This window comes from Deltaproteobacteria bacterium (assembly GCA_016210045.1).
Taxonomy (GTDB): domain Bacteria; phylum UBA10199; class UBA10199.
Genome location: JACQUX010000031.1, coordinates 1 through 24,000 on the forward strand (window position 1 = coordinate 1; position 24,000 = coordinate 24,000).

A 24,000-nucleotide genomic window follows, 5' to 3' on the forward strand; every position below is an offset into this window, starting at 1 on the left:
AGGGTACGCAATCGCGGCGCCATCGAGTCGCCGCGCGCTCGCCCTAGCCGTTATCGACTTGAGATTACGCAAGGAGAAAACGGCTGCGAGAGCCCCTGGGGCCCCGGGCCCCTCCACCTGGCGCGGGCACGGGCAAGCGCCAGGCCCACGGTGGTTAGGATAAAAGACCACAATGATAAGGAATGAGCGGGAGACGGGGGTCGAACCCGCGACTTTCACCTTGGCAAGGTGACGCTCTACCACTGAGCTACTCCCGCCTGCGTCAATACTCTTCCTCGATCTCCCTCTCCCCCTTGGGGAGAGGGAAGCGGCGATCGCCGAGATCGCCGCAGGGTGAGGGGGAGGCGCTGCGTGCCTTGCTCCCCCTCATCCTGCCCTTCTCCCCAAAGGGAGAAGGCGCTCTCCCCTACCCTTTTGCCCCCCGGGCTGTCAATTCCTGGAAAAAGATCTGGCCGTATTGGTATCCGGAGACGAGGGCGAGTACGACCGAGATGAGGAATAAGATCCAGCCGGCGTAGTACCATTCGACACCGAAATGCGGATAGTAGAGCATGATGAAGGGGACGCCGCAGTTGTTGAACGCGTTCTTCATCTTGCCCCACTTCCCGGCCGTGATCACCATCCCTTCGCCGCTCGCAATGCTGCGCAACGTAGTGACACCGATCTCGCGGGCCAACAGCAAAACCACAACCCAAGCGCTCATCCGGTGGAGCGGGATCAGCATCACGAGGGCGCCGAACGTCAGCAACTTGTCGGCGAGTGGGTCGAAGAGCTTGCCGAAGATCGTGATTTGTTGATGGCGCCGTGCGAGGAAGCCGTCGACGATGTCCGACACTGCGCCGACGCCGAACAGGAGTGCGGCATAAAAACTGGCCGCGACGTTCCACGCCGTCTGGCTCGCGTCTTCGGGGTGGATGCTCATCAGCAACAGGACAATCACCGGCACGAGCAGGACCCGTGCAATGCTGATGACATTGGGCACATTATAAAAGGCGCCACGCGGCATATCGCCGGGGCCTATACCGACTTCACGCCGCTTTGGCAAATATCTTGGGACACCGTTCTGTAGGTGCGCGACGCCACACGCAACCACTTGATTGCCGAATACAAATCCCCGCCGCAATGCTAGGGAGTGAGATTGATGCTGCGCGCGACATTTGATGCGATGTTCCGGAGGCGGCGCCACGCGTGGCGCCCGGCCGACGGCGCGGCGCAGGAACCGATTCGTTCGGAAATTTTTTCGCAGGCGCGGTTGGAAGCCCACGCCGAAAGTCTGGCCGCCGCCCAATCGGTCACCGCCGATCCCATTCGGGGACAGGAGATCGCGCCGCGGCTCGCCGAGAATCGCCGGGTGCTGGAGACCGCCTACGATCTCCTGCTGGAGGCCGTCGCCGCGCAACGCGCCGTCACACCGGCGGCTGAATGGCTCATCGATAATTTTCATGTGGTCCGGGCCCAGCTCAAGGATATTCACGACCATCTCCCCGCGCATTTTTACCGCGAACTCCCCAAGCTCGCCGATGGACCGCTGCAGGGATTTCCGCGCGTCTACGGCATCACGTGGGCCTTTGTCGCCCACACCGATAGCCGGTTCGATCCGGACCTCCTCAAACATTTTCTCCTCGCCTACCAGCGCGTGCAATCGCTCACCATCGGCGAGCTCTGGGCCGTGGCGATCACACTACGCGCGGTCTTGATCGAAAATCTGCGCCGCCACGCCGTCCTGATCGTCGACGCCCAGCTCGCGCGCAAAGAGGCCGACCGGTTGGCCGACGAGGTGTTAGGACTGGGTGCCACGCCTGCGCGGCCCATCGCGCAGCTCATTGTCGCCCTGGAGCAGATCCATTTTTCGCGCGCCTTCGCGGTGCAACTGCTGCAACGGCTCCGCTTTCAAGACGCCGCGATCGATCCGCTGCTCGAGTGGCTCTACACCCGCCTCAGTCAGGACGGCCTCGTCGCCGATGAAGTGGTCTCGGCCGAACATAACAGTCAGACCGCCGCGAATGAAACGGTGCGCAATATTATGACCAGCGCGCGGCTCATCTCGGTCTTCGATTGGCAGACGTTTTTTGAAGCAGTCAGTCTCGTCGAGGCGGTGCTGCGCACCCATCCCGGCTACTGCCGAATGGATTTTACCTCGCGCGATCGCTATCGCCATGGGCTGGAAGAGTTGGCGCGTTTTGCGCCGCTCTCCGAACTGGCGGTTGCGCGTTTGGTGATGGCCAAGGTCGCGGCCGCACAGCAGGCGTTGGACACCGGCGCGCCTGCGTCAGCGCTGCAGATCCGCGCCACCGATCCGGGCTATTATCTGATTTCGGCCGGGCGCGTCCCGCTGGAGTGCGAAATCGGCGGGACGCCCCGTTGGTCACAACGCGCGATTCGTTGGCTGCGCGGCCATGCCGGGCCGCTCTTTATCGGTTCGATTGTGACACTGACCGTCGGTCTCGTCGCCATCGCTGCGCTGCTGGGGCCACTCGCCGGACCACTGTGGCTGTTGAGTCTGCTCTCGCTGTTGCCCGCGTCCGAGATCAGTGTCGCCGTCACCAATCGGCTGGTGGCCGCCCTGATGGGGCCGCGCTATCTTCCCCGATTAAATCTGGAAGCAGGGATCCCAGCAGCGCTGAAGACGTGTGTCGTCGTGCCGACCTTTCTGATGACCCGAGAACAAATCACCGCGCAAGTCGAACAACTCGAGACCTATTACCTGGCCAATCCCGACGAACACCTCCGTTTTGCGCTGCTCACGGATTGGACCGATGCACCGGTGGAACACACCACAGCGGATGAACTGCTGTTGCACCACGCCATCGCCACCGTGCAGCAACTCAACGCCCGATTCGGACCGACCGCGTCCTCCGAAGATCGATTTTATCTGTTCCATCGACGTCGCCGCTTCAATCCGCAGCAGGGCCAATGGATGGGATGGGAACGAAAACGCGGCAAACTGCACGAGTTCAACCGCCTCTTACAGGGCGCCCGTGACACCTCGCATCTGCCGACCGACGGGGCAACCCTCGCTGTCCCCTCTGCGGTGCGCTATGTGATCACCCTCGACGCCGACACGAAACTCCCGCGCGGTGCGGCGGCGCATTTGATCGGGACGTTGGCGCACCCGCTGAATCAAGCGCACGTCGATCCGCACACCCACCGGGTCACCCACGGTTATGGCATTTTGCAGCCGCGTATCACGCCTTCACTCCCCGCGACGGCAGAAAGTACGATCTTCCAACGCATCTCCGCCGGGCCGTCGGGCATCGATCCCTATGCGTCGGCGATTTCCGATGTGTACCAAGATCTCTTCGACGAAGGCTCGTACACCGGCAAAGGCATTTACGAGGTCGCGACGTTTGAAGCGGTGTTGGCCCATCGTGCCCCGGAGAATGCGCTGCTGAGTCACGATCTCTTTGAAGGCAATTTCGTGCGCTGCGGATTTGTCAGCGACATCGAGTTCTTCGAAGATTTCCCGTCGCACGCGGGTGTGGCCGCGCAGCGCACACACCGTTGGGTGCGCGGCGACTGGCAACTGCTCCCTTGGCTGGTCGGCCCGCGCGGTCGCGCCATTCCGTTGATCGGCCGTTGGAAAATGTGGGACAACTTGCGGCGCTCGCTCGTTCCGCCGGCCACGTTGGCGTTCATCGTCCTGGCGTTGATGCTGCCGCAGATCCACGTCGCGCGCTGGTTGGTCATGGCCCTCAGCAGTCTCTTCGTCCCCGCGATTTTGGTCTTCCTCACCGACATCGTGCCCACCCATCGCATCCCGTCGCTGTGGCATCATTTCCTCGGCACGTCGCGCGATTTTGCGCTCGGGATCGAACGGTCGCTGCTGAATCTGATCTTGCTCCCCTATCATGCCTCGGTCGCGATCGACGCCATCGGACGCACGCTCTTTCGCCTCATCATCAGTCGCCGCAACCTGCTCGAGTGGCGGACGGCCGCACAAACGCAATCGACGGCCGGCCTGAGCGCCACCAGTTTCTGGATCGGGATGCGTGGCGCGCTGCTTTGGACTGCATGTGCCGCTGCGGCCATCCTCTGGGGCCAACACGCCGAACCATCCGTCACCTTATATTGCGCGGTCGTCTTATTACTCCTCTGGGGCGCCTCCCCGGCCATCGCACATTGGCTCAGCTCGCCGCCCACGGTGCGTCCGCTGGTGCCGGTGCAACCCGAGGATATTCAACTCTTGACCACGGCGGCCCGCCGCATCTGGCGCTTCTTCACCACCTTTGTGACCGCCGAAGAGCATTTTCTCCCCCCCGATAATTTTCAGGAGGATCCGCAACCGGTGGTCGCGCATCGCAGCTCCCCCACAAACTTCGGGCTCTACCTCCTGTCGGTGGTGGCCGCGCGCGATTTCGGTTGGATCGGCACCATGGAAATGGCCGAACGTCTGCACAACACGCTCAAGAGTCTACTGGCATTGCCAAAATATCAGGGGCACTTTTTCAATTGGTACGACACCCTGAGCGCCCAGCCACTCGAACCGAAATATATTTCGTCGGTCGACAACGGTAATTTGGCCGGTCATCTGATTGCGGTCGCCCAGGGATGCCTCGAACGACTGGCGGCGCCGGTGCAACTCGCGACAGTACCCGATGGGATTCGGGCCACGCTCTCTCTGGTGCAGGACGCGGCGGCGCACGGCGGCGCTCACATTTCGGACCAGCAGCGCGGCGCGTCTGACTTGACTCAGCAGCTGGACACGTTGGGCCAACAACTCATGACGCCGCCGCGCGGCGGCAATCAACTTGGCTACTGGCACGCGCTCCTCACCCAAAGCCGCGCGGTGGTGGCGTCGGCAAAACAGATGGCGGCAGCCACGGCGGACGACCACAACCGCGAACTCGTCGCCTGGACGCGCGCGCTAAAAAACGACATCGACAGTGCCGCCCGCGATGTCGTGACGTTGCTGGCGTGGACCGAAGACATTGCGGATACCAGCGCAACGCCGGAGTCTTCCGACGACTCATCACGCCGCCACACGCTGCATGCCGCTCTGGCCACGCCGGTCGCATTGCGCGATCTCCCCGCCCATTGTGAATCCGTCATCGAGATGCTGTTGCACTGGCGTCGCAGCAATCAATCGACCCAACGCCTCGTGCCGCCGTTTCTCGAACCGCTCTTGGAGACACTGGAACACACCATTGTCAACGCGCGTGAGACCATCCGACTCCTGACCGACGCGCATCAATTCTGTCATCGGCTCTTCCGCGAGATGGATTTCGCGATGCTCTACGATCCGGTGCGCAAACTGTTTTCGATCGGCCTGCGCGTGGGCGATCACACGCTGGATGCCGGATACTATGATCTCCTCGCCTCGGAAGCGCGCCTGACCAGCTTTATTGCGATCGCGAAAGGCGATGTCCCTGTCGCCCATTGGTTTCGACTCGGTCGCACGCTGACGGCCGTCCACCACGGCGCCGCGTTGGTGTCGTGGTCGGGCTCGATGTTCGAATATCTCATGCCGTCATTAGTGATGCAGACTCCGCGCGGCAGCCTGCTCGAGCAGACCTGCGCCATCGTCGTGCGGACCCAGATCGATTACGGCGACAGCCATCATGTGCCGTGGGGCATTTCCGAATCGGCGTATCACAAACGGGATGCCCACCTCACCTATCAATATTCCAACTTCGGCATTCCCGCCCTCGGCCTCAAACGCGGGTTGGGCGCTGATTTGGTGGTCGCACCCTACGCGACGTTTCTCGCCGCGTTGTTTGACGCGGGCGCCGCGGCCGCCAACCTGCGCCGCTTGGAACGCAAAGGGGCGTCCGGTCCGTACGGATTTTATGAAGCGCTCGATTTCACCGCCGCGCGGCTGCCGCCCGACCAACCCTTCGCCGTGATCAAGGCCTACATGGCGCATCATCAAGGGATGGCACTGGTCGCGCTGGCGAATGTGTTCGGCGACGGCGCCATGCAGCGGCGCTTTCATGCCGACCCGCTGATTCAAGCCACCGAGCTGCTGCTGCAGGAACGGACCCCGCGTAATGTCGGCACCATCCAACCGAACAACGAATCCTTCCAGTTGGCGATCGTGCGCGACAGCGCTTCGCCGGTCGTTCGCATCTATCACCGGCCCAACAGTCCGATTCCCTATACGCAGCTCCTCTCGGACGGCCAATACAGTGTGATGGTCACGTCCGCCGGTTCCGGCTTCAGCCGCTACAATGAGCTGGCCCTCACGCGCTGGCGCGAGGATGTCACGCAGGATCACTGGGGGAGCTATTGTTACCTCAAAGATACCGACTCGGGCCGCGTCTGGTCCGCGACGTATCAGCCCACCGGCGTCGTCGCCGATCAGTATGAAGTCCACTTCACCGAAGATCGCGCCCGCTTTTCGCGGGAAGACGACGGCATTGTGTGTGCGCTGGAAATCTATATCTCCCCGGAAGACAGCGCCGAAATCCGCCAACTCACCCTGACCAACACCGGCAGCGACACGCGCACGATTGAAGTCACCTCGTACGCCGAAATCGTCCTCAACACCCAAGCCGCCGACGTCGCCCATCCGGCGTTTTCGAACCTATTCGTGCAGACCGAGTTTGTCCCGGCGCTCAATGCGCTGGTCGCCACGCGCCGACCGCGCACCGCCGACGCGGCGACGCCCTGGATGGCGCAGGTGTTGTTAGACGATGCGCGCGTCTGCAGCCCCACCACCTATGAAACCGACCGCGCGCGTTTTCTGGGCCGCAGCCGCTCGGCACGGGACCCGCAAGCGGTGTATGACAATCAACCACTGACGAATACCGTCGGCGCGGTGCTCGACCCGATCTTTAGTCTGCGCACGACGGTCCGACTGGAGCCCGGCGTGCCGGTGCATCTCACCTGGTCGACGTGCGTAGCGCCCACGCGCGAGGAACTGCTCGATCGGGCGGAAAAATTTCGTGACCCGGCGACATTCGAACGCCTCACCAATTTGGCGTGGACGCAGGCTCAGGTCAAACTGCACTATCTGAATATCGAACCGGTCGAGGCGCATCAGTTTCAGCGCCTGGCCACGCGGCTCCTGTACTCCGATATGTCGTTGCGTCCCTCGAGCGACGTGCTGAAACGCAATACGAAAGATGTCACCGGTCTCTGGGCGCACAGCATCTCGGGCGATCTGCCGATCGTCCTACTCCGCATCGACGACATCGAAGAGCGAAACATCGTGCGGCAACTGCTCAAGGCACAAGAATATCTGGCCACGAAACGGCTCTCGGTCGATCTGGTGATTCTCAACGAAAAGGCCCACTCGTACTCGCAAGAGTTGCACAACGCGCTGGAAGCGATGGTCCATTCCAGCCGAGGCGTTGGCCACTCGCCGCTGCCGCAATCGCTCGGCAAGGTCTTTTTATTGCGCGCCGATCTGCTGCCGGCGGCGGACCTCGATCTGCTGAGTGCCGCCGCCCGCGCCACGTTTTCCAGCCACCTTGGCAGCCTGACCGAACAGGTCACCCGCATGCGCCAGGTGATTCCGACGCCGCCGACGCGCCATCAGCGCCGACTCCCGGTCCGTACCGGCACCACGCTGCCGCTGCCGACCCTCGAATTCTTCAACGGCCTCGGCGGATTTACCGCCGACGGACGCGAGTATGTCATCGTCCTCACCGGCCGCGACACCACCCCCGCGCCGTGGATCAACGTGCTCGCCAATGAACACTTCGGGTTCCAGGTCTCGGAAAGTGGGAGCGGTTATACCTGGTCGGGCAACAGCCGGGAGAATCAACTCACCCCGTGGAGTAACGACCCGGTGTGCGATCCCAGCGGCGAAACTTTCTATCTGCGGGATCGTGACAGCGGCGCGCTGTGGAGCCCGACGGCCCATCCGATTCGCCTGCCGGACACCGTCTACCTCGCCCGCCATGGTCAGGGCTACTCCCGCTTCGAGCTGCAGGCGCACGGCATCCACAGCGAGCTCACCCAATTCGTCGCAGGCGATGCGCCCGCCAAGGTGTCGCAACTGTGTCTCACCAACCACTCGTCGAAAACGCGGCGGCTGACGATCACCGCGTATGTCGAATGGGTCCTCGGATTCTCCCGCGCGACCATGGCGCCCAGCACCATCACCGCCTACGACGAGTCGCTGGATGCCGTGGTGGCGCACAACGTCCGCAGTCGCGAGTATGGCGAGCGGATCGCCTGGTTCACGCTACTGCATCAGCCGTTCTCTTACACCGGCGATCGCACCGAATTCATCGGCCGCAACGGCACGCTGCGCGAACCGGTCGGTCTATTCCACACCGACGGACTCTCCGGCCAAGTCGGCGCGGGTCTCGATCCCTGCGCCGCGCTCCAGACCGACATCGAACTCGCGCCCGGCGCCACGCTGCAGCTCTGCTTTGTCCTCGGCCAAGCGGAGGATCGCGCCGCCGCGCACGTCGCACTGACCGCGTTGCGGTCCCGCGATGCAGGCGAGATCCTTCAACAGGTCGTGGCCTCGTGGGACCAACTGCTCGGCGCGGTGCAGATTGACACCCCCGATCGCGCGCTGAATTTCATGATGAATCGTTGGTGGCTCTATCAAACCCTGGTCTGTCGCGTCTGGGCGCGTTCCGCGTTTTATCAAGCGGGCGGTGCGTTCGGCTTCCGCGATCAACTCCAGGATGTCATGGCCCTCACGCTCGCGCGCCCCGAGCTGGCGCGGAACCAGATCGTGCGCGCGGCCGGGCGCCAGTTCATCGCCGGCGATGTCCAACACTGGTGGCATCCGCCCACCGGCTGCGGCGTGCGCACCCATTTTTCGGATGACCTGCTGTGGCTCCCCTACGTCACGGCGCATTACGTCGCCGTCACCGGCGATACCGCCGTGCTGGACACCGACATCGCCTTTCTGGATGCGCCGCCGCTGCCGCGCGAGCAGGAAGATGCCTACGGCACGCCCACCGTGTCCGCCCACACCGCATCACTCTACGAACATTGTGCGCTCACCCTCGACCGCAGCCTGACCGTGGGCCGCCATGGCCTCCCGCTCATGGGCGGCGGCGATTGGAACGACGGGATGAATCGCGTGGGCCACCAGGGTCAGGGGGAAAGCGTGTGGCTGGCTTGGTTTCTCTACGCGAACCTCACGCAATTCGCGACGTTGGCCGCACAGCGCGGCGATAGCGAGCGCGCTACCCGATGGCGAATGCACGCGGCGCAACTCCAACACGCGGTGGAAGCAAAGGGTTGGGACGGCGCCTGGTATCGACGCGCGTTCTACGATGACGGCACACCGTTGGGCACCGCCAGTGATCACGAATGTCGCATCGATTCGCTCGCGCAAACCTGGGCCGTCATCTCGGGCGCCGCGGATCAGGCCCATGCCGCGCAGGCCATCGACTCATTGGAACAGATGTTACACCGGCCGGCGGACCAGCTGGCACTACTCTTCACTCCGCCGTTCGACACCACTCCACGCGATCCGGGATACATCAAAGGCTACCTGCCCGGCGTCCGCGAGAATGGCGGTCAGTATACGCACGCCGCGGCCTGGAGCGTCATCGCGCTGGCCCAGTTGGGGCGCGGCGATCGTGCGGTGGAACTCCTGTCGTGGTTGAATCCGGTCCATCATGCGCTGACGCGCGCCGCCGCGGAGCGCTACACGATCGAACCCTACGTCCTGGCCGGCGACGTGTATTCGGAACCGCCTCACACCGGACGCGGCGGCTGGAGCTGGTATACCGGGGCGGCGGGCTGGATGTATCGGGCGACACTCGAATACGTCTTGGGCTTCCGCGTCCACGGCAACACGCTCTGTCTCGCCCCGTGTCGCACGACCGTGTGGCCGCAGTGCACCATCACCTACCGACACGGCACCGCGACCTACACGATTCATCTCACCCATGCGCCGGCCGCGGCGAACGCGACACCGCACACCACCTTAGATGGACAGCCCGTCGCGCATCCGCACCACATCCCGCTCCAGGATGACGGCCGCGCCCATACAATTCACTGCGTGCTCGCCGGGCCCAGCGAATTGCCATGAGGGCGCGCCGCTGACCTTCCGCGCCGCAATGACGTTGGCTTCATTCGATCACGGCTTGAAGTGCGGGCGGCAACAAGATGCGGCGGGTGTTGCCGCGGCCGATCGTGAACGTAATGGCGTGCGTTCGGGGTGGAAGCGCGTCCGGAAATTTTTCGGCCCACTCGACGATCGTGATCCCGGCGCCGTCGAAATATTCTTCGAGGTCGAGTCCGGTTAACGCCGCCGCGTCATCGAGACGATACCAGTCGAAGTGATACAGCGGAATCCTCCCCGGATAGATGTTCAGTAAGACATACGTGGGCGAATTGACGAGGACGGCTGCCGGCACGCCGAGCCCGGCAGCAACGCCTTGCACAAAACACGTCTTGCCGCTCCCGAGCGGACCGTTAAGGGCGACGACCGCCCCCGGCGCCAAGCTGCGAGTGACCGCCGCACCCAGCGCGCGCGTGGCCTCTGAAGAGCGCGTTATGACGGAATGGCGCATTGGATCGCAGCGGGTAAGGAATCGATGATGTCAGAGGCAATCAACGCGGCCTGCCCCAAGCGTTCTGCGGCCAGGTCCCCGGCCATGCCATGCAGGTAGACTGCTGCGCACGTGGCCTCGCGCGGCGGCATTCCTTGCGCCAACAACCCGGTGAGGACGCCGGTCAAGACGTCGCCGCTTCCAGCCGTGGCCATGCCGGGATTTCCGGTGGGATTGATGAGGACTTCGCCTGCCGGCGTGGCGATGACACTCCAATGCCCTTTCAACACGACGTAACAGCCTCGTTCCCGCGCCACGCGCTGGGCGCAGCCGATGCGATCGTTTTGCACGGTTTCGGTCTCGACGCCCAGCCAGCGTGCCATTTCGCCCGGATGCGGGGTCATGATGATGGGCGTGCGACGTTTCGCCAACGCGCGCGGCGAGGCGGCGAGCGCAGTGATGGCATCGGCGTCGACCACGAGCGGGGCTTCAACTTGGCGCACGAGCGCGTACAGCGCATCGGCGGTGCGCGGATCTTGGCCGAGTCCGGGGCCTACTGCAATCGCCGCTTTATCACGCAACAGCACTCCGAGAGCAACCAGGGCTGCGGCGGTCAGGCAACCACTCCCTTCATCGGGCAACGGCGCGAGCATGACCTCGACCGCATCGGCTGAAAAGCGATCGTAGGCCGTCGTCGGCAACGCATAAGTGACGAGACCGGCGCCACTGCGCAACGCGGCCCGGGCCGCCAAATAGCCTGCGCCGATCTTGCCCAGCGAGCCGGCAACGATCAGCGCGTGACCGTATGTGCCTTTGTGGCTCTCGACCGGACGAACGGGCCAGTGGCTCGCGAATTCATCGGGACCGTTCCATCGATACGACGACACCAGGGCCGCCGTCAGATCGACCGGAATCCCGATATCGACGCAACAGAGCCGCCCGGTGTGGCGTGGTCCTTCGCCAAGCACACAGCCCAATTTCGGGAGCCCAAACGCCACGGTAATTTCGGCGCGCACGGCGACCCCGAGGACCGCGCCCGTCGTGGCGCAGAGGCCGGACGGCACGTCGGCGGCGATGATCGGTCGACCGAGACCGTTCAACGTCGTAATCAGTGCCGCGGTCGGCGCAGCGACGGGACGATCCAGTCCGGTGCCGAACAGTGCATCGATGAGACATACGCACGACGCGGCCGCCTGTACCCATGTGCCATCGCTCACTTGGTGACGGGTGCCGTGGTCGGCAAGATTATCCCAATTGACGCGGGCGTCGGGCGAGAAGTCCGTTGGCGCGCTGGTGAGAAAGAGATGCAATCGATAGCCACGTTGGTGCAAATAGCGCGCGGCGACTAATCCATCGCCGGCATTATTACCCTGTCCCAACACGATACCGATCGGGCCCGGTGCCGGTACCGCCGCCGCGACGACATTCGCGAGTTCCAGACCCGCGCGTTCCATTAACGCGATTGACGGAATGTGGCGCACGCCGATGGCCTCGCGATCCAGTGCCCGCATCTGTGTCGCGGTGACGAGCTGCATCAATAGGCCCTTTCTCCCCCTCACCCAACCCTCTCCCCAAAGGGAGAGGGAGGTGGATGCCCCGCGCGGACCGCGCGGGGCTCATTCATCGACGGTTATCCTTCAAGGATCACTTGGGCGACGCCATAGTTGCCGTCGTGGGAGATCATCACGAAGATTTTCTTGACCCCGATTTGGTCGGCGCGATTCTTCGCGCTGTTGTAAAGATTCACGACCGGCCGTCGTTCTTTTTCGTCGATCTCGATTTCTTGGAGACAAATCCCCTCTTCGCCTTTCGGATAGAGCGCTTTCACGACCGCTTCCTTCGCCGCATAGCGCGTGGCAAAACGTTGGGCGGGATTTTTCTTATTGTTGCAGTACGAGATTTCCTTGTCGGTGAAGACGCGGCGCAAGAACCGCTCTTGCCAGCGGAAAATGATCCCTTCCATCCGCCGCACGTCGACTAAATCGATGCCGATCCCAAGAATCATAGCCCACCCGCTTCCAGATTCGGTTGCAATAATTGTTTCATTTCGCGCACCGCGCGTTCGATGCCGACAAAGACGGCGCGAGCCACCAGGCTGTGCCCGATGTTGTATTCTTCGATCGCGGGAATGCTGCGGACCACGGCGCGCAGATTTTCATAATGCAATCCATGTCCGGCCGCGACGGACATGCCGGCCGCACGCGCCATATTGGTCGCTTCTTGAAGCCGTTGCAATTCCGTCGCCGCCGCAGCCGCAGTCGGCGCTGCGCAATACGCGCCGGTATGGAGCTCGATCAGGTCGACTTCCAATGCATGAGCCGCCTCAATTTGCACGCGGTCCGGATCGATGAAGAGACTGACGCGGATGGACGCCTCTCGCAGCCGCGCAATATTTTTTCGCAACGCCTTTTGCTCTTTGACGACGTTCAGTCCACCCTCGGTCGTCAATTCTTGGCGTCGCTCCGGGACGAGCGTTGCCGTGTCCGGTCGGACCTCGGTGGCCAACGCAACAATCGCATCGTGACATGCCAATTCCAAATTGAGCACGGTGCTAATGGTCTTGCGTAACGTCCGCACATCGTAGTCTTGAATGTGACGGCGATCTTCTCGGAGATGCACCGTGATTTGATCGGCTCCGGCCTGCTCCGCCAGCGCGGCCGCCGCCACAGGGTCGGGATAGCGCGTCCCCCGCGCCTGGCGCAGCGTCGCGACATGATCGATGTTAACGCCCAGTCGTGGCATCGTGCGTTACTCTCCCAGCTGCGTGGCAATTTCACCGGCGATCGTGTCGGCTATCGTCCGGATACGATCCCCGCTCTCCCCTTCGACCATCACGCGGGCCAGCGCCTCGGTGCCGGAATAGCGCACGACGATGCGACCGCGGCCGCCCAGTTCTCGTTCAAACTGGGTAATCAGACGCGTCACGGTGGCCACGTCCGCCAATGGGCGTTTTTCGCGCACGCGGACGTTCGTCATGATCTGCGGCAACGGCGTGAGAATTTCGCGCAATGTGCTGAGTGGTTTTCCTTCGCGACACATCAGCGTCACGACTTGCAGAGCGCCCAAGACCCCGTCTCCGGTCGTGTTGAAATCCGAGAAAATGATATGGCCGGATTGTTCGCCGCCGAGATTGCATCCCGCTTCGCGCATGGCTTGCAGTACGTAGCGATCGCCGACGTCGCTGCGCACGAGGCGAATGCCGAGTTGTTGCAACGCCAAGTCGAGACCGATATTGCTCATCGTGGTCGCCACGACCGTTTTTTGCGGCAATACGCCGCGCTGTAACATATCGCGCGCGCACAGGGCTAAGATGGTGTCGCCGTCGATTAAATGGCCTTGCGCGTCGCACATGATGATGCGATCGGCGTCGCCGTCGAAGGCACAGCCGCAATCGGCGCCGCGCTCCCGTACCACGGCCGCCATCGATTCGGGATGGAGCGACCCGCAGCCTTGATTGATATTGCGACCGTCCGGATTGACGCCCATCGTGATCACGTGCGCGCCAAGTTCGGAAAAAACCGCCGGCGCAATGCGATACGCGGCCCCGTGCGCGCAATCGAGGACGATCTTCAGACCTTCGAAGGTGATGCCCGTCGGGACGGTGGATTTGAGAAACGTAATATATCGGCCGGCCGCGTCGTCGATCCGCACCGCCTTGCCGATGTCTTCTGCCGTGGGACGAATCGCGGCCAATTCGCCGCAATCGATCGCCTGCTCCATTTCATTTTCGATTTCGTCCGAGAGTTTGTAGCCGGCCCGATCGAAGAATTTGATGCCGTTATCGCGATAGGGATTGTGAGACGCGGAGATCATCACGCCGAAATCCGCCCGCATTTGGCGGGTGATGAACGCGACGCCCGGCGTCGGCAACGGTCCGACCAACATGACGTTGACGCCCATGGAACACACGCCGGACGCCAACGCAGTTTCCAACATGTACCCCGACAACCGCGTGTCTTTGCCGATCACGACCGCGTGTCGGCGTTGGTCGCGGCGCAGCACGTGTGCCGCCGCGCGGCCGAGTGCGAGTGCAACTTCCGAGGTCATCGGATAGCGATTCGCGATGCCCCGGACGCCGTCGGTCCCAAACAGCTTTCGTTCCGCCACCATAGCGGGCGAGACCTAGCGGAAAAGGGAGGGGAATGCAATGGGGGAACGGAATTCGTGACTAGTGACTGGTGGCTAGTGGCTCGTGAAAAACGGTGACTCGCGGTCCGTTTCCTAGTCACCAGTCACCTTCTGCCACACGGTAAGAAATCGCCGGGTCGGCAATACGTCGTGCACTCGGAAATAGGTGGCGCCTTGTTGGGCGGCCAGTCCCATCAACGCCAACCCGCCTTCCAAGCGTTCGGTGATGTCTCGACCGCCGAGCAAGTGCCCAATCAGCGACTTGCGCGAGACCCCGACCAAGACCGGCGCGCCGACCGCAACCAGCGTGTGCAGGTGCTGCAGCAACGCAATATTGTGTGCCGGCGTCTTCCCGAATCCGATCCCCGGATCGAGAATCACGCGGGTGCGCGGGATCCCTGCGGCTTCAGCCGCTGCGAGGCGGGCGGCCAAATAGTCGCGCACCTCGGTGACGACATCCGCATACGTCGGCGCGGCCTGCATGGTGCGCGGAGTTCCCTGCATGTGCATCAAGATCAGTGACGCGCCTAACCGCGCCGCAAGTGGCAGCATAGCCGGATCTGCAACTCCCGCCGTGATGTCGTTAATGATCGTCGCGCCGGCTTCGATCGCGCGCGCCGCAACGACGGACTTGCTCGTGTCGATGGAGATCGGGACCGCCGGATGCCCGCGCCGAATCCCTGCGATGACCGGCAGCACGCGCTCACATTCCATGTCCGGCGAGATCGGCTGCGCACCCGGCCGCGTCGATTCCCCGCCGACGTCGATCCCGTCTGCCCCTTGCTCGATCATATCGAGCGCAGTCTCGATCGCGTCATCGGCAGAGATATACCGCCCTCCGTCCGAAAAGGAGTCAGGAGTCGTATTAATGATGCCGATGACATGGAACGGACTCATACTCACGCCCGACTGGGCGCGGGGATCGGGGCGCGCACTGGCGGATCGCGTCCCTCCGAGACAGTCGGAGTCGCAGTCGTCGGCGTCGGTGGCGACGTACTGGCAGCCGGGGTCTGTGGATTCAGGGTTTCGCCGCGCAGCAATCGGTCGATCTCGGAGCCATCGATCACTTCGCGTTCGAGCAGCGCTTCCGCAATGGCGGTCAGGGTATCGCGATTGGCCTGCAAGACCTGCTTTGCCCGCGCAAAATTTTCCATCACGATGCGGCGAATTTCTTCGTCAATCTCGCGCGCGGTCATTTCACTATATTCGGCCGGCTGTGAAATCTCGCGCCCGAGAAAAATGAGTTCGTCTTTCTTGCCGAAGGCCAACGGCCCCATTTTATCGCTCATCCCCCACTCGCAGACCATCTTGCGGGCCAAATGCGTGGCCCGTTCAATGTCATTCCCCGCGCCGGTCGTCGGCTGATCGAACACGAGCTCTTCCGCCGCACGCCCGCCCATCAACACCGCGACCGCGCCCTCGCAATATTTGCGGTCTTGCGTGTAACGGTCGTCGGTCGGCAGTTGTTGTGTGACGCCGAGCGCATGGCCACGCGGGATGATGGACACCTTGTGCACCGGATCGGTGCCGGGGATCAGCTTGGCCACCAATGCATGCCCCGCCTCGTGAAATGCGGTCTTCCGTTTTTCGTCCGGCGTGATGATCAAGCTACGCCGTTCGCTCCCCATCATGACTTTATCTTTAGCAAGTTCGAAATCTTCCTGCGCCACGGCCTGTTTGTTTTGCCGCGCCGCTAACAATGCCGCTTCGTTCACGACCGATTCCAAATCGGCGCCGCTGAACCCCGGCGTGCCACGGGCCACGCGGGACAGATCTAATTCGGGCACGACTTTCAATTTGCGCGCGTGGACTTTGAGGATCCCCTCGCGGCCCTTTACATCGGGTCGCGGCACGATGATGCGCCGATCGAAACGGCCGGGCCGCATCAGTGCCGGATCGAGGACATCTGGACGATTCGTGGCCGCAATGATGATCACACCCTCTTTCGATTCGAATCCGTCCATCTCCACGAGCAATTGATTCAACGTCTGCTCCCGCTCGTCGTGCCCGCCGCCGAGTCCGGCCCCACGGCTCCGCCCGACCGCATCGATTTCGTCGATGAAGATGATGCACGGCGCGTGCTTCTTGCCTTGCTCGAATAGATCCCGCACGCGCGAGGCGCCGACCCCGACGAACATCTCGACGAAATCGGAACCGCTCATACTGAAAAACGGGACGCCCGCTTCGCCGGCAATCGCCCGGGCCAACAGCGTCTTCCCCGTCCCCGGCGCGCCCATCAGCAATACGCCTTTCGGAATGTGTCCGCCGAGTCGGGTGAATTTTTTCGGCTCTTTCAAGAATTCGATGATCTCTTCCAATTCTTCCTGCGCTTCTTCAATTCCCGCGACATCGGCAAACGTGACCTTCTTTTGTTGATCCATTAACAACCGCGCTTTGCTGCGGCCAAAACTCATCGCCTTGCCACCCCCCATTTGCAGTTGGCGCATCGAGAAGAGGAAAAATCCGAGGAACAGCAACGTGGGAAGCCACGAGAGCAAGAATTGTTGCCACGGGGTCTCGCGGGTGCGGCGGTAACTGAATTTCACTTTCGAGCCCTTGATCTGCGAAAGGACTTGTTCACTTTGAATCGGACCGACGGTGACGAATTGGGTCCCATCGTTGAGCGTCCCGCGATATTCTTCTTCGTCGATCTCTATGGCCGTGACGCGGCCCGATTCCAACGCTCCGAGGAATTGGTCGAAACGAATCCGATCGACCATGATCTGCGGCGTTCCGACCAGATGGAGCATCGCGAGCAACAGCGTAATCGCCAGCAACCAGAGCAGCAGCGGTCGCTGGACCTGTTTCATGAACGGCGGGATATTGCGTTGATTTTCATCCATAGTTACATAGCTCCCAATGACGTGCCAATCCGTCGCTTAGACGCGGCGTTTCGTATCACGCCGCAACAGGCGACGCAACGGGCCTTTCGTGATCCGGCAGCGGTCCTTGGTTGTGCAAAATGTCAGCGGTCCCGGCAAGCCATATGCCCCGGTCCCGCGGATGATCAGCGATTCCATGGTGTTGAGATGATCGGCCTGCAAACTACCGTTGGGGATCAGTCGTTCCACGATCTGGCGCAAGATGCGGACGCGGATCGGTTTTGGCAAGTGGCCATAATATTCCCGCGACCAACTCACGCTGTCGGCCTGTTGTCGTAGATGGAGCGCCCTGATGGCGCGATCGGCCAATGCGGCCAACAGCGCCTCGTCTTCTTGCGCGCGCGTGGCAAACGCGGCGAGGTGCGCGGTCGCTCCGGGGACCAACGCCTCGCAGCGTGGCAACAGCTCGGCGCGGATGCGATTGCGGGTGAAGCGCGGCGAACGGTTGGTCGGATCGTGGCGGGACCGGAGATGGCGGGACCGGAGATACTGCGTTACGTGCGCGCGCGACCAATGCAATAACGGCCGTACCAGTCGAATCCCGGGATGGACATCGCGAATCGTGGACATGCCTCCGACGCCCCGCAGTCCCGCTCCACGCAGCAGATGCCACAGCACGGTCTCGGCCTGGTCGTCCGCCGTATGGGCCACGGCCACGCACGGCAAGCGGCGGCGACGCGCGACGCGGACGAAAAAGGCATAGCGTTGTTCGCGCGCCCACGCCTGGAGGTTCACACCACGCGGCGGCGGGGCCGGATGCCACACGACGCATGGATAGTGGTAACGCGCGGCCAAGGTGCGCACCCAGGCCTCATCCCGATCGGCGCCGGCCCGCAAGCGGTAATTGACGTGCGCCACTACCAATCGAGGCGCCGGCACCGTGCGCGCAGCTTGGCGTGCCAAACAATCGAGCATCGTGACGGAATCGGGACCGCCCGAGATGCCCAACACGCATCCATGTGCCCATACGTCCGCAGGCAAGAGTAATCGTGGTTGTTGCGAGCTCACATCTTGTATTTGCCGAAGTCTTCCGGACTCAGGCTTTCGAGGATCTCGGCCCACTTCTGTTTCTTCAATTCGGCGTCGCTCTCTTTGGAAAGATCGATCTTGCGCGATTTATCCACGACGGTTTTTTCGACAAAGATCGGCGCCTTGGCGCGCAACGCGAGCGCGATTGCGTCGGACGGCCGCGCATCGAGTTCGATCTCTTTGCCGTCTTCACGCAGATAAATCCGCGCATAAAAGGTGTTGTCCGCTAAATCGGTGACCGCGACGCGATTCACTTCCACGCCGACCGAGCGGAGGATATTGCGGAGCAAGTCGTGGGTCATCGGCCGCGAGAGTTGAATTTTTTCCAACTCCGTCGCGATCGCGCTGGCCTCGATCAGCCCGATCCAGATCGGGAGGACGTTCTTCTCTTCCACGTCCTTCAAGATAATGATCGGCATGCTGGTGAACGGATCGATGGTCAATCCGGTGACTTTCATTTCGATCAGCATAGGCGGCGTCCTTGACTCGCATACTGACACTCACCGAGGATCGCCGTCAATAGGCATTCGTTAGGCAAGCGTGCGGCACAGCACGAGCGCGTCTTCGCAGCCGACGGTGTAGTAGCCGGGGCGTCGACCGACTGGCACGAATCCGTGCCGCGCGTAGAATTGTTGCGCCGCGAGATTGCCCGCACGCACTTCGAGAAACAAGCGCGTCACATGTTGTGCCACGCAGGCTGCGACCATCCAATCGAGCAACTGAGTGCCGATGCCGTTGCGCTGCTGGGCACGTGCGACCGCGATATTGAGGATCTCCGCTTCGTCGGCACTGAACATCCCGATACAATATCCGATTACGCCGGCGTCAGCGCCCGCCACGTGCGCTTGCACCGCAGGATGGCACAGCGAGTCGCGAAACATCATCCGCGTCCACGGATCGGGAAACAGGTCGCGCTCGATCGCCTGGAGCGCATCGAGGTCGGCGTCTGTCATGGGCCGGAGTTGGATCATCGATAACTGGGAATGGCCGCGACGCCCGGATACGTGACTTTTCCGCGCAGCTGTTCTTCAATACGCAGCAGTTGATTGTATTTTGCCGTCCGTTCGGTGCGGCACAGGCTGCCGGTCTTGATCTGCGCCGCGCCGACCCCGACCGCCAAGTCCGCGATCGTTGCGTCTTCCGTCTCGCCGGAGCGATGTGAGATGACACAGGTATACTTCGCCTCTTGGGCCAATCGAATGGTGTCGAGCGTTTCCGTGAGCGTCCCGATCTGGTTCAGCTTGATCAAGATCGCGTTCCCGATCTTGCGTTCGATCCCTTGTCGCAGCCGTGTCGGATTGGTGACGAAGATATCGTCGCCTACGAGTTGGATCTTGCCGCCGACCCGCTTCGTCAGGCCTTCCCAGCCTTCCCAATCGTCTTCCGCCATGCCGTCTTCGATCGACGCGATCGGATAATCGGCCGTCAGTTTCGCCAGCCAATCGATCATTTCGCCGCGTTTGAGACCTTGATCGGATTCGGCGCGCAGCTGATAGGTTTCATTTTTATAAAACTCCGAGGCCGCAGCGTCGATCGCATAGACCACATCTTGGCCCGGTTTATAGCCGGCCTTGCTTGTCGCCTCGAGCAGCAGTTCGATCGCCTCGCGATTCGATTTTAGATTCGGCGCGAAACCGCCCTCGTCGCCGACCGCCGTGTTCAATTGTTTCGTCTTCAACAACTTCTTCAGCGTGTGAAAAATTTCACTACCGATCCGTAACGCTTCGGAGAAATGTTCCACGCCGACCGGCATGATCATCCACTCCTGAATATCGACATTGTTGTCGGCGTGCGCGCCGCCATTCACGATGTTCATCATCGGGACCGGCAACGTCAGCAACGAGTGGCCGCTCAGCTGCGCGATATATTCGTAGAGCGGCGTCCCCTTCTCTGCCGCAGCGGCCTTCGCAACGGCGAGCGACACCGCCAGGATCGCATTGGCGCCGAGCTTGCCCTTATTCGGCGTGCCGTCCAGCTCACAGAGTTGCCGATCGATCTTGGTTTGGTCGGTAACAGCGCGCCCGCTCAATGCCGGAGCGATGATTTCCTGGACGTGCGTGACCGCCTTGCGCACCCCTTTGCCGCCGTAGCGTTTGGCGTCGCCATCGCGCAGTTCAATCGCCTCGTGTGCGCCGGTCGACGCACCCGACGGAACCGCGGCACGGCCCCAATGCCCTTTGTCCGTGACCACGTCCACTTCCACCGTTGGGAATCCCCGTGAATCGAGAATTTCCCGCGCCTTGATCTGTTTGATTTGTCCCATACGCCTCCCCGTTACGGCGTTCGCTACTCCTCATGTCCGCTTTCGTCAATCAGGGGCTTGCTGTTGCCGCGTGATAATTTCAATGATCGATTCCGAATCAGTCACGTCATGCCATGCGATCTTGGGGATTCCGCGCAGGAACGTCATTTGGCGTTTCGCGTATTGAGTCGTCGCAGTCACGATCCGTGCGACCGTGTCGGCCCATGGCACGGCTTGCTGCAGATGTGCCAATAATTCCCGATAGCCGATCGCGCGGAAGATCGGGGTCTCCGCACCATACTGCTCCAGTAATCGCGTGACTTCCGCCAACCAGCCGCACGCGAGTTGTTGCGCGACCCGCGCGGCAATCCGTTCGCGCAGTTCGGCGCGCGGACACATCAACCCAATCCACGTGGCCGGATAGCGCGGCTGCGCACCGCGATGGACACGATGAAACGCGGTGATTGATTGGCCAGTGAGATGAAACACTTCCAACGCGCGGATGATCCGACTGGAATGTCCGGGATGGATCTGCAACGCGGTCTCAGGATCACAGCGGGTCAGTTCCGCGTGGAGCGTGTTCACGCCTTCGTCATGACAGCGCATTTCGAGATTCTTGCGCAGCGTTGCGTCCCGAGGCGGCGCGTCACACAGTCCGCTGACCAATCCTTTCAGATACAACCCCGTGCCGCCAACGACGATCGGAACTCGACCGCGCGCCCGAATTGCCGCAATCGCTTGATCCGCCAATAAGACGTACCGATAGGCATCGCACGCCTCGTTCGGCGCCAACACATCGATGAGATGATGCGGAATAGCGCGGCGCTTCGCTAATGGCAATTTCGCGGTCCCGATATCGCACTCGCGATACACCTGTTGCGAATCGGCGCTGACGATTTCCCCGCCGATCCGTTCCGCCAACGCCACCGCCAGCGCCGATTTCCCTACGCCCGTCGGACCAGTCAGGATCAGAAGTTTGGAATCGTCTGGAGACATCGCGCGTGCTGGCTTACCGCCGTTGAAACCACTTCTCAATATCCGCCTGAGGAATGCGCACCCACGTTGGGCGGCCGTGCGGACAGCGATCCTTCGATGCCCCGTCCGTGAGTTGCTGCAGCAGTCCGAGTGCCTTCAGCTCCCCGACCGGATCGCCGGCACGGAGTTGGCGATGGCAGGCCATCGTGGCGAAGAGATGGTCCAGACGCTCGTCGAGCGCCCCGCTGTGGCCGAACGCGCAGAGATCGGCAGCGATCGCGCGCAGTAGCGCAGTGCAGTCGCCCCCGAGCAACAGCGTCGGAATTGCCTGCAGCGCCACACTGGTCCCGCCGAACGTAGTCACGTCGAGGCCCGCGCGCTGCAACAACGTCGTCGCGTCTTCCAACGCAGCCATCTCCGCTGGTGCCAGATCGATGATCAATGGTTGCAGCAACGGTTGGCTCTCGATCGCTCCGCGCTCATAACTCGCACGCAATTGTTCATAGCCGACCCGCTCGTGAGCTGCATGCTGATCCACAATCAACAACGCCCCGTCGGGGCACTCAAAGAGGAGATACGTTTGGGCAAGTTGCCCGAGCGAACGAAAGATCTCCTCGTTCCGTGAACGCTGCGGTTCCTCATGCGCACGATACAACGAAAGTGCCTCGTGGACGGCGATAGGGCTGGGCGGCGGCCGGACCGAATATGCCGACGCGGTAGGCGAATCGACCCGCGACGCAAGCGGCGGTAGTGTCGCACTCTCTCGCAGGTCGCGAAAGGCATTCGTCTCGCTCAACACCCGCCGCAGTGCTTGATACAAAAAATCGTGCACCGCGTTCGGATTCACGAAGCGCACTTCAGCCTTCGCCGGATGGACGTTCACATCCACCAGTTCCGGTGGCACGGCGAGGCACAACACTGCAAACGGTTGATCGGTCGGTGCAATGTAGGTGCGATACGCCTGTTGGACAGCGTGGGTCAGCACACGATCGCGCACGGCACGTCCGTTGACATAGAGATAAAGCTGCGCGCTGCCGGGCTTCGCGAGCACCGGATCGCCACAGCAACCCGTCAATTGAATGATCCCTTCGGCGGATACCGGCCGCAGCTGCGTCGCGATAGTTCCACCGAAAATTTCCGCGATACGTTGCTGTAAGTCGCCGCGTTGGTGACAGCGGAGTAACGTCCGATCGCCATGCACTAACGTAAAGCGGCATTGCGGAACGGCCAATGCCAAGCGCGTCAGGACCTCTTGGATATACCCCAACTCCGTCCGCTCGCTTTTGAGAAATTTCTGCCGTGCCGGGACACGCCCGAACAATGACTCGACGCGGACGGATGTCCCTTCCGGTGCCCCGACGGCCTCGATGAGGATCTCCGGAATACGCACTTGGACCCGCACGCCATCGGCGGCGTGGCCGCGCAACCGCGTGGTCATCGTGAAATCAGAGACAGCAGCGATGCTCGGCAATGCCTCGCCGCGAAAGCCTAACGTCCGAATGGCCGCTAAATCCTCCGCCGTGCGGAGCTTGCTCGTGGCATGGCGTTCAATCGCCAGCGCCGCGTCGTCGCGCGACATCCCGATCCCATCGTCACGCACCTCGATCAGCCGTTTCCCGCCCTCTTCCAGTCGCACGTCGATCGTCGTCGCCTCGGCATCGAGCGCGTTTTCGACCAACTCTTTGACGATCGACGCCGGCCGCTCGACCACCTCGCCGGCGGCGATCAGATTCGCAATGTCAGGTGGTAAGATCTGAATCGCCATATTAACTTCGTCCGTTCTGTTGCGGCGTGCTGCCTGGACCCGTCATCGCGCGTCGTTGCATATACGCCGCCGCAGCCGGCGAAACTTCGAGCGGCGCTCCCGTGCCAGCCCGCAGTTCCGTCAGGAATGCGTCGCATCGTTCAAACGACTCCAGATGAATCTTGTGGCGGGCATACTCCGTCGTCAGCCACAGTGCCAAGACCTGCTGTCCGGCGCGTCCGATCGTGATGAGATCCAGTTCGATCCGCCGTACCATGGCCAACGGGATCACGATCGTCCGGAAGAGACGGTACGTTAGCATCCCTTGATCAATGGTCAGGCCCGCCGTTCGTCCGGCGTAGCCAAAGAGCAGACCGAGCCCCATCGTGAAGGTTGTGCTGAGGGTCACGACGATCCACGAATCCGGCCGATGCGCTGTCGTAAAAAAAACCAATGGGCCGAGCATCCCCAGGCCCACAAACAACCAACCGCACCCGCGCAACAGTCCCCCGAAGTTCGACGGATAGCGATTGGGCATAGCGTGTTTCTTGGCACAGAATCCGCGGCGCGGCAACCGGAGCCTCAGAC

The 24,000-nt window shown here is 62.0% G+C and carries 16 protein-coding genes and 1 tRNA gene; 1 reads left to right on the forward strand and 16 read right to left on the reverse strand.

Annotated elements, in window-relative coordinates:
* Positions 1 to 185: 185 nt before the first annotated feature.
* Positions 186 to 257, reverse strand: a tRNA-Gly gene (locus HY696_09880).
* Between the two features lie 149 nt (positions 258 to 406).
* The gene (pgsA, locus tag HY696_09885; protein MBI4238708.1) at positions 407 to 1,006 is read right to left on the reverse strand and encodes a CDP-diacylglycerol--glycerol-3-phosphate 3-phosphatidyltransferase; all 600 of its coding nucleotides are present in this window, start codon (positions 1,004 to 1,006) and stop codon (positions 407 to 409) included.
* A gap of 159 nt (positions 1,007 to 1,165) precedes the next feature.
* Here pgsA and HY696_09890 point away from each other — a divergent pair, with 159 nt between their 5' ends.
* Positions 1,166 to 9,949, forward strand: coding sequence for a phosphorylase (locus HY696_09890; protein ID MBI4238709.1), 8,784 nt, complete (start codon positions 1,166 to 1,168; stop codon positions 9,947 to 9,949).
* A 40-nt stretch (positions 9,950 to 9,989) separates the two neighbouring features.
* Here the strand turns inward: HY696_09890 and tsaE are convergent, their stop codons facing one another.
* The 14 genes from tsaE to HY696_09960 all read right to left on the reverse strand — a co-directional run bounded on the left by tsaE (position 9,990) and on the right by HY696_09960 (position 23,950).
* Entirely contained in the window at positions 9,990 to 10,433 is a 444-nt protein-coding gene (tsaE, locus tag HY696_09895; GenBank protein ID MBI4238710.1) for a tRNA (adenosine(37)-N6)-threonylcarbamoyltransferase complex ATPase subunit type 1 TsaE, read from the reverse strand.
* The gene (locus tag HY696_09900) at positions 10,415 to 11,947 is read right to left on the reverse strand and encodes an NAD(P)H-hydrate dehydratase (GenBank protein ID MBI4238711.1); all 1,533 of its coding nucleotides are present in this window, start codon (positions 11,945 to 11,947) and stop codon (positions 10,415 to 10,417) included. Before HY696_09900 ends, tsaE begins: the two co-directional genes overlap by 19 nt.
* 95 nt (positions 11,948 to 12,042) lie before the next feature.
* A complete protein-coding gene (gene acpS, locus HY696_09905) occupies positions 12,043 to 12,417 on the reverse strand; it encodes a holo-ACP synthase (protein ID MBI4238712.1) in 375 nt (124 codons plus the stop codon).
* Positions 12,414 to 13,154 (reverse strand): pyridoxine 5'-phosphate synthase, encoded by a 741-nt coding sequence (locus HY696_09910; GenBank protein ID MBI4238713.1) that lies wholly within the window; start codon positions 13,152 to 13,154, stop codon positions 12,414 to 12,416. The genes acpS and HY696_09910 overlap by 4 nt, the downstream gene beginning before the upstream one ends.
* Positions 13,155 to 13,160: 6 nt before the next feature.
* The gene (locus HY696_09915; GenBank protein ID MBI4238714.1) at positions 13,161 to 14,522 is read right to left on the reverse strand and encodes a phosphoglucosamine mutase; all 1,362 of its coding nucleotides are present in this window, start codon (positions 14,520 to 14,522) and stop codon (positions 13,161 to 13,163) included.
* 111 nt (positions 14,523 to 14,633) lie between these two features.
* On the reverse strand, positions 14,634 to 15,437 hold the full coding sequence (gene folP / locus HY696_09920; GenBank protein MBI4238715.1) for a dihydropteroate synthase: 804 nt from the start codon (positions 15,435 to 15,437) through the stop codon (positions 14,634 to 14,636).
* 2 nt (positions 15,438 to 15,439) lie between these two features.
* Positions 15,440 to 17,350 carry an ATP-dependent zinc metalloprotease FtsH gene (locus HY696_09925; protein ID MBI4238716.1) on the reverse strand — a complete coding sequence of 637 codons (1,911 nt, stop codon included), beginning with the start codon at positions 17,348 to 17,350 and terminating at the stop codon, positions 15,440 to 15,442.
* A 69-nt stretch (positions 17,351 to 17,419) separates the two neighbouring features.
* Positions 17,420 to 18,373 carry a tRNA lysidine(34) synthetase TilS gene (gene tilS / locus HY696_09930; protein ID MBI4238717.1) on the reverse strand — a complete coding sequence of 318 codons (954 nt, stop codon included), beginning with the start codon at positions 18,371 to 18,373 and terminating at the stop codon, positions 17,420 to 17,422.
* Between the two features lie 53 nt (positions 18,374 to 18,426).
* Positions 18,427 to 18,921 carry a bifunctional nuclease family protein gene (locus HY696_09935; GenBank protein MBI4238718.1) on the reverse strand — a complete coding sequence of 165 codons (495 nt, stop codon included), beginning with the start codon at positions 18,919 to 18,921 and terminating at the stop codon, positions 18,427 to 18,429.
* A gap of 60 nt (positions 18,922 to 18,981) precedes the next feature.
* The gene (gene rimI / locus HY696_09940) at positions 18,982 to 19,404 is read right to left on the reverse strand and encodes a ribosomal protein S18-alanine N-acetyltransferase (GenBank protein MBI4238719.1); all 423 of its coding nucleotides are present in this window, start codon (positions 19,402 to 19,404) and stop codon (positions 18,982 to 18,984) included.
* A 14-nt stretch (positions 19,405 to 19,418) separates the two neighbouring features.
* The gene (gene eno / locus HY696_09945; protein MBI4238720.1) at positions 19,419 to 20,714 is read right to left on the reverse strand and encodes a phosphopyruvate hydratase; all 1,296 of its coding nucleotides are present in this window, start codon (positions 20,712 to 20,714) and stop codon (positions 19,419 to 19,421) included.
* A 45-nt stretch (positions 20,715 to 20,759) separates the two neighbouring features.
* A complete protein-coding gene (gene miaA / locus HY696_09950) occupies positions 20,760 to 21,689 on the reverse strand; it encodes a tRNA (adenosine(37)-N6)-dimethylallyltransferase MiaA (protein MBI4238721.1) in 930 nt (309 codons plus the stop codon).
* Positions 21,690 to 21,702: 13 nt separating this feature from the next.
* Positions 21,703 to 23,433 (reverse strand): DNA mismatch repair endonuclease MutL, encoded by a 1,731-nt coding sequence (gene mutL / locus HY696_09955; GenBank protein MBI4238722.1) that lies wholly within the window; start codon positions 23,431 to 23,433, stop codon positions 21,703 to 21,705.
* Between the two features lies 1 nt (position 23,434).
* Entirely contained in the window at positions 23,435 to 23,950 is a 516-nt protein-coding gene (locus tag HY696_09960; GenBank protein MBI4238723.1) for a hypothetical protein, read from the reverse strand.
* Positions 23,951 to 24,000 lie beyond the last annotated feature (50 nt).

Bases quoted from the DNA above. Each gene is read 5' to 3' on its own strand.
- pgsA (MBI4238708.1), bottom strand. From the start codon at position 1,006: ATGCCGCGTGGCGCCTTTTATAATGTGCCCAATGTCATCAGCATTGCA.
- HY696_09890 (MBI4238709.1), top strand. From the start codon at position 1,166: ATGTTCCGGAGGCGGCGCCACGCGTGGCGCCCGGCCGACGGCGCGGCG.
- tsaE (MBI4238710.1), bottom strand. From the start codon at position 10,433: ATGCGCCATTCCGTCATAACGCGCTCTTCAGAGGCCACGCGCGCGCTG.
- HY696_09900 (MBI4238711.1), bottom strand. From the start codon at position 11,947: ATGCAGCTCGTCACCGCGACACAGATGCGGGCACTGGATCGCGAGGCC.
- acpS (MBI4238712.1), bottom strand. From the start codon at position 12,417: ATGATTCTTGGGATCGGCATCGATTTAGTCGACGTGCGGCGGATGGAA.
- HY696_09910 (MBI4238713.1), bottom strand. From the start codon at position 13,154: ATGCCACGACTGGGCGTTAACATCGATCATGTCGCGACGCTGCGCCAG.
- HY696_09915 (MBI4238714.1), bottom strand. From the start codon at position 14,522: ATGGTGGCGGAACGAAAGCTGTTTGGGACCGACGGCGTCCGGGGCATC.
- folP (MBI4238715.1), bottom strand. From the start codon at position 15,437: ATGAGTCCGTTCCATGTCATCGGCATCATTAATACGACTCCTGACTCC.
- HY696_09925 (MBI4238716.1), bottom strand. From the start codon at position 17,350: ATGAAACAGGTCCAGCGACCGCTGCTGCTCTGGTTGCTGGCGATTACG.
- HY696_09935 (MBI4238718.1), bottom strand. From the start codon at position 18,921: ATGCTGATCGAAATGAAAGTCACCGGATTGACCATCGATCCGTTCACC.
- rimI (MBI4238719.1), bottom strand. From the start codon at position 19,404: ATGACAGACGCCGACCTCGATGCGCTCCAGGCGATCGAGCGCGACCTG.
- eno (MBI4238720.1), bottom strand. From the start codon at position 20,714: ATGGGACAAATCAAACAGATCAAGGCGCGGGAAATTCTCGATTCACGG.
- miaA (MBI4238721.1), bottom strand. From the start codon at position 21,689: ATGTCTCCAGACGATTCCAAACTTCTGATCCTGACTGGTCCGACGGGC.
- mutL (MBI4238722.1), bottom strand. From the start codon at position 23,433: ATGGCGATTCAGATCTTACCACCTGACATTGCGAATCTGATCGCCGCC.
- HY696_09960 (MBI4238723.1), bottom strand. From the start codon at position 23,950: ATGCCCAATCGCTATCCGTCGAACTTCGGGGGACTGTTGCGCGGGTGC.